The organism is Aporhodopirellula aestuarii, assembly GCF_023701485.1.
Lineage (GTDB): Bacteria > Planctomycetota > Planctomycetia > Pirellulales > Pirellulaceae > Rhodopirellula > Rhodopirellula aestuarii.
The window spans coordinates 1-5,051 of record NZ_JAMQBK010000136.1; the positions used below are offsets into that span (position 1 = coordinate 1).

Annotated in this window: 6 protein-coding genes; all 6 read right to left on the reverse strand. The window is 56.6% G+C overall.

Going from position 1 to position 5,051, the window contains the following annotated elements; all coding sequences use genetic code 11:
- Window positions 1-225 (reverse strand): hypothetical protein (locus tag NB063_RS31490; protein ID WP_250933736.1); only part of this gene is annotated, 225 nt, incomplete at its 3' end.
- 278 nt (window positions 226-503) lie between these two features.
- Window positions 504-1,022, reverse strand: a complete 519-nt coding sequence (locus NB063_RS31495; protein ID WP_250933738.1) for a DUF1844 domain-containing protein — start codon at window positions 1,020-1,022, stop codon at window positions 504-506.
- A 1-nt stretch (window position 1,023) separates the two neighbouring features.
- Window positions 1,024-2,673, reverse strand: a complete 1,650-nt coding sequence (locus NB063_RS31500; RefSeq protein ID WP_250933739.1) for a CTP synthase — start codon at window positions 2,671-2,673, stop codon at window positions 1,024-1,026.
- Window positions 2,674-2,712: 39 nt separating this feature from the next.
- Window positions 2,713-3,738 (reverse strand): aldo/keto reductase, encoded by a 1,026-nt coding sequence (locus tag NB063_RS31505; RefSeq protein ID WP_250933740.1) that lies wholly within the window; start codon window positions 3,736-3,738, stop codon window positions 2,713-2,715.
- A gap of 259 nt (window positions 3,739-3,997) precedes the next feature.
- Window positions 3,998-4,501, reverse strand: coding sequence for a hypothetical protein (locus tag NB063_RS31510; protein WP_250933741.1), 504 nt, complete (start codon window positions 4,499-4,501; stop codon window positions 3,998-4,000).
- A 38-nt stretch (window positions 4,502-4,539) separates the two neighbouring features.
- A complete protein-coding gene (gene sugE, locus NB063_RS31515) occupies window positions 4,540-4,860 on the reverse strand; it encodes a quaternary ammonium compound efflux SMR transporter SugE (RefSeq protein ID WP_250933742.1) in 321 nt (106 codons plus the stop codon).
- Window positions 4,861-5,051: the final 191 nt, after the last annotated feature.

Consider the following 5,051-nt stretch of genomic DNA (forward strand, 5'->3'; position numbering starts at 1 on the left):
AGCGAGTTTGTGTTGCGGGTACTCGCTGAGAAACTCTTTCCAGTTGTCGATGGCCAGTTCAACGGCGCCGTTGGTTTGAAAATTCGCCGCGTCCGCATAAAGCGCCATTGCGGCGGAATTGGCGGGAGCGTCGGCGTCTTGACCATTGAGCGTCGTCGATGTCGAAAGGAACAGCAAAAACAGGGCTGCCACCAAGGGCGTGATGCCACGACGAGAAAACAACATGCTGGATCAATTCTGAGTAGAAAGGTTTGCAGAAGAACGCACGCGGGGCCTCACCATCGGATGAACAACGACGGGGGTGAATCGCTTACGAGTTCGCGTCTGAGTTTACCAAGTATTGCCTCAGCGAGTTCGACCGCGGAAATACCGTGATTGGTCCGCGGCACGATGGTTTTCGATACGTGGGTGGATCACGCAGTGGCTAATTTTTTCCTCACGCGGCCGCAAAACCACCTCTCGCCGCATAGACTGCCACGTTGCCCATCCCTTCGTCCGACGAATCAATCGCGCACGCTGACGTAGGTCATCCGCAATGCGTGCAATGCCTCGCTGAGCATTTTTGATTCGTGTTCGGAGAGATTGCCCTTGGTTTTCTCGGTCAGCATGTCAAGCATGTCGATGGAGTGTTTCGCCATCCGCTTGTCGACGCTGGTCTCGCCGCTGACCGGGTTGGGCATTTGGCCGAGTGCACTAATTGCTTGCGTGAACAGCATCGAAACCAGCACTTCGAAGCTCGGCGCGGGCAGTGCCTGACCTTCGCTTTTTTCCTGTGCGGGCGTCTCCTCGGGCTTCGATTCGCCTACTTTGGATTCGGCTGATTTCGATTCCACGTCCACGGCTGCGCTCGGCGGGCTCGTTTCGGGTGTCGATTCAGCGGTCTCGTCGGTCGTATCGGTTGGCTCAGACGCCGCAGCCGCAGCCGCTTCTTTTTCTTTGGCGACCTGCTCTTTCCAATCCGAATCGACGATGATTTTGGGAGACGATTGAGACGATTCTGAGTCTTCGTGTGTGTTTGACATCTTAGCTTGACGCTTCTGCTGCTTGGACTTCGATTTCTTCAGTGACACGTTTCTTCCGCCGCTGGATTGCCGCAGCAATAAAGTCTGCGAACAACGGATGGGCGGCTAACGGTTTACTCTTGAATTCGGGGTGGAACTGCGCCGCGACGAACCACGGATGGGACTCGATCTCAACGATCTCTATCAACGCTCCATCAGGACTACGTCCGGAGAAGTGCATTCCGGCTTTCTCGAACACGTCGCGGTATTCATTATTGAATTCGTAACGGTGACGGTGTCGTTCGGCAATCGCCTCGACGCCGTACGCATTGTACGCCTTCGAACCCGGGGTCAAGCGAGCCGGTTGGCTGCCCAAACGCATCGTTCCGCCGAGTTGGGTGACGTTGCGTTGCTCGTCGAGCAAACAGATCACAGGATAAGGGGTGTCTTTGTCGAATTCGGTTGAATGGGCACCGGTGTACCCCATCACGTTTCGAGCGTATTCGATTACGGCGAGTTGCATACCGAGGCAAATACCGAAAAACGGGACCCCGCGTTTGCGAGCGAATTCAATCGCTTGAACTTTGCCTTCGACCCCACGTTCGCCGAATCCGCCAGGCACCAGCACGCCGTGGTATCCCGATAGCAAACGCTCGGCACCTTCACGCTCGATGTCGCTGCTCTGAATTCGGCCGATTCGAATTTGAGCATCGTGGTGCATCCCCGCATGGTCGATCGATTCGTAGATCGATTTGTACGCGTCTTTGTGTTCGGCGTACTTGCCCACTACGGCGATCGATAGCTCGTGACGCGGATTGCGGAGCCGGTGCAACAAATCTGTCCAAGGCGTCATGTCGAGATTGCCCGCGGACAACCCGAGTTTTTGGACGACGAGCTCGTCCATTTTGTTGTCGACCAGCGAAAGCGGTACTTCGTAGATTGAAAAGTCCTTGTCCTTTTCTTCGATCACTGCCTCGGTTTTGACGTTGCAGAACAACGCGATCTTTTCGCGATCGTCGCGGCTGATGCTGCGTTCACAACGACAAACCAAAATATCTGGTTGGATACCGATCTCGCGGAGTTGTCCGACCGAGTGCTGAGTCGGTTTGGTTTTGAGTTCGTCAGCGGCCTTCAAATACGGCACCAGGGTAAGGTGCATGTAGAGGCAGTTCTCGCGGCCGACGTCTAGGGAAAATTGCCGGATTGCTTCGAGGAACGGCAGACTTTCGATGTCACCGACGGTTCCGCCGATTTCAGTGATCACGACATCGACGTCGTCGCCACCCATCCGTTTGATCACCCGTTTGATTTCGTTGGTGACGTGTGGGATGACTTGGACGGTCTTGCCGAGGAATTGGCCCTTGCGTTCTTTCTCAATGACCGAGAGGTAGATCTGGCCGGTGGTGTAGTTGCAGTCGCGGTCGAGCTTGCCCGACGTGAATCGTTCGTAGTGCCCCAGGTCGAGGTCGGTTTCCGAACCGTCATCGAGGACGTAGACCTCGCCGTGCTGGTACGGGCTCATCGTCCCGGGGTCCACGTTGATGTAAGGGTCGAGCTTTTGCATCCGGACGCGGAGCCCCCGTCGCTCGAGCAACATGCCGATCGAGGCACTGGTTAGCCCCTTGCCGAGAGAACTAACGACGCCGCCGGTAACGAATATATGTTTGGTCATGGACGCTGATGATACCGGAGAGCGGGAAACGCGAAAGTCTCATTTTCCCCCATACCACACCCCCCGCAACCACTGGTGCCGTCGCAACCGTTGCAATGCCTCTGGTGTGAAATCAGGGAGCCCCGCGGCGGCCACGTTTTTGCCGACTTGTTCTGGATTTCTCATCCCGACGATCACCGTGCTGACGGCGGGATGCGACTGAGAAAATTTTATTGCCGCATCGGCCAACGAGTAGTCGTCGGCAAGCCCCAAGTCTTCGAGGTCTGCGGAAATTTCCACCACCCGAGCCGCAGTACGCTCCATTCGGTCGCCGCCAAAATAGGTGCTGCGGAAATCGTCATCCGGGAATGTGTGCTTAGCCCCGTATTTGCCGGTCAAACCACCCTCGTCGAGTGAAACTCGCACGATCACGCCCGTTCCGGTTTCCTCGGCGACGGGCAGCAACTGAGCGGCCGGTTCCTGTTCGAAAAGATTGAAAATGACCTGCACGACGTCAACCAGCCCGTCCCGCATCAACTGCACGACACAGTTCTGGTCTTGTTCGGGCGTGCAGACGCCGATTTTGCGAATCTTGCCCTCCTCCCGCAATTTCTGTAACACCAACAGTGGCTGCGGGTCGTCGTTCCAGGCACGCGTCCAAGTGTGCAGTTGCAGCAGATCGAGGCTGTCGGTCCTGAGATTCTTCAGCCGCTCTTCGACGTTGGAACGGATGTAGGCAGCGGAGTAGCGATCTTGCCAGCGGCAATACGGGCTCGGCGGCCAAGGTCCAGGCGAGGGAGGCGTCTTGGTCGCGACATGAATGGTCTCACGAACCAGCGGCGGCAAGTTGTTTAGCATGTCGGCGATCACATGCTCACTGCGGCCGTCCCCATACCCCGGCGCCGTATCAATGAAATTGACCCCCGAGGCGATCGCCTTTTCCAACGCCGCCACGGATTGCGAATCGTCCTGAACGCCCCATTGTCCACCCAACGCCCATCCGCCAAATCCCAAGGCTGATACAGGAAACCCGTCACGACCGAGCATGTTCTGTTTGATTTTGGAGGTCGGTCGCACGTCGGACATAATGGATCGGGTGTGTGGGGAGAGCAGATTGAAATGACGATCGGACCGAGCCCGAAAGCTCTGCCCTGCGATCAACTCGCTAAAATACCGCTTCGCCCCCAACCCTTCCAGCGGTACGAACGGGGCAATGAAACGCTCACGAATCACGGCCGGCGCCGCGCGACTGCCCCCGCACCGTGATTGGTGAGCGAGCGTTCAGCGTCACACGGCATCAAACACCCGTCCGAGCGTGGTTGGATGTCATCCTGGACGCGCACGCCTACTCGGCATCGTTTGCTTCCGGCGACCGTGGGCCGTCCTCGACAAGGCGAATCCACCGATAAACGTTTGGCTTCTGCAAGTAGTTGCGGTATCGGCTTCCCTGCAACATCCCAGGGATGTCGTAGAACACGTCGCCTTCGATCTTGTAGATGTATGAAAATCCGTTTTCGGCAGTTCCGCCGGGAGTGTAGAACGTCAGGGCACGGACGCTGCCCGTTTCGCTGAGCTCGAATTCGACGCTGTGCTCATGCGTCAATTTCCCCGTCGCGAGGTTGTATCGCCGAAGCGTCTCGGTGTTACCCGTGATCGTCTTGACGCTCCGCGTGTTGGGTTTCTTCTCGGCATTTTGGCCATGCAGCAGTTCCCAGGAACCTTGCATGGCTTCCAAGTCTGCCGCGAGACTGGGCTCGGCCTCACCTCCAGCGTCATCACCGTGCACAGCAGGTAGAGAACAGTTAATCAGTAACAACAACGCCATCACGGAAGCGATTGTCTTGCTCATGATTGAATCCTAGAACAATGTGGGAGCGTTCGGGGCGATCAAGTCGACGTGGTGAGTTTCAGGCCGATGATGCCGATGATGATAAGAGAAACAAAGAGGACTCGGACCAGGCTCGCCGATTCTCCAAATAGTACGATCCCCAAGATCACCGTGCCAACGGTTCCGATCCCGACCCACACGCCGTATGCCGTTCCGACGGGAAGAGACCTTAACGAGATGCCGAGAAGGGTCATGCTGATCACCATCGCGGCGATCGTCCCGATCGTGGGGATCAGTTTTGTAAAGCCCTCGGTGTATTTGAGTCCAATCGCCCATCCGATCTCGAACAAACCGGCGATGAATAAGATGACCCAAGCCATGTGTCGTATCCCTATCAGGCAGGGCCGTCCCTGATCGAGTTTGGAGCGGTGGGGTCGTCCCCACTTCCTGTGAAAGCATTCTATCGAGCTGCAGATCTCTCCAAGCGACCATCAGGCAACGACGTCGCACGTATTGGTCAAAGAACGCAGCCCACGTTTCCTCACGGAATCGTTCGGGACATTGATTGTTT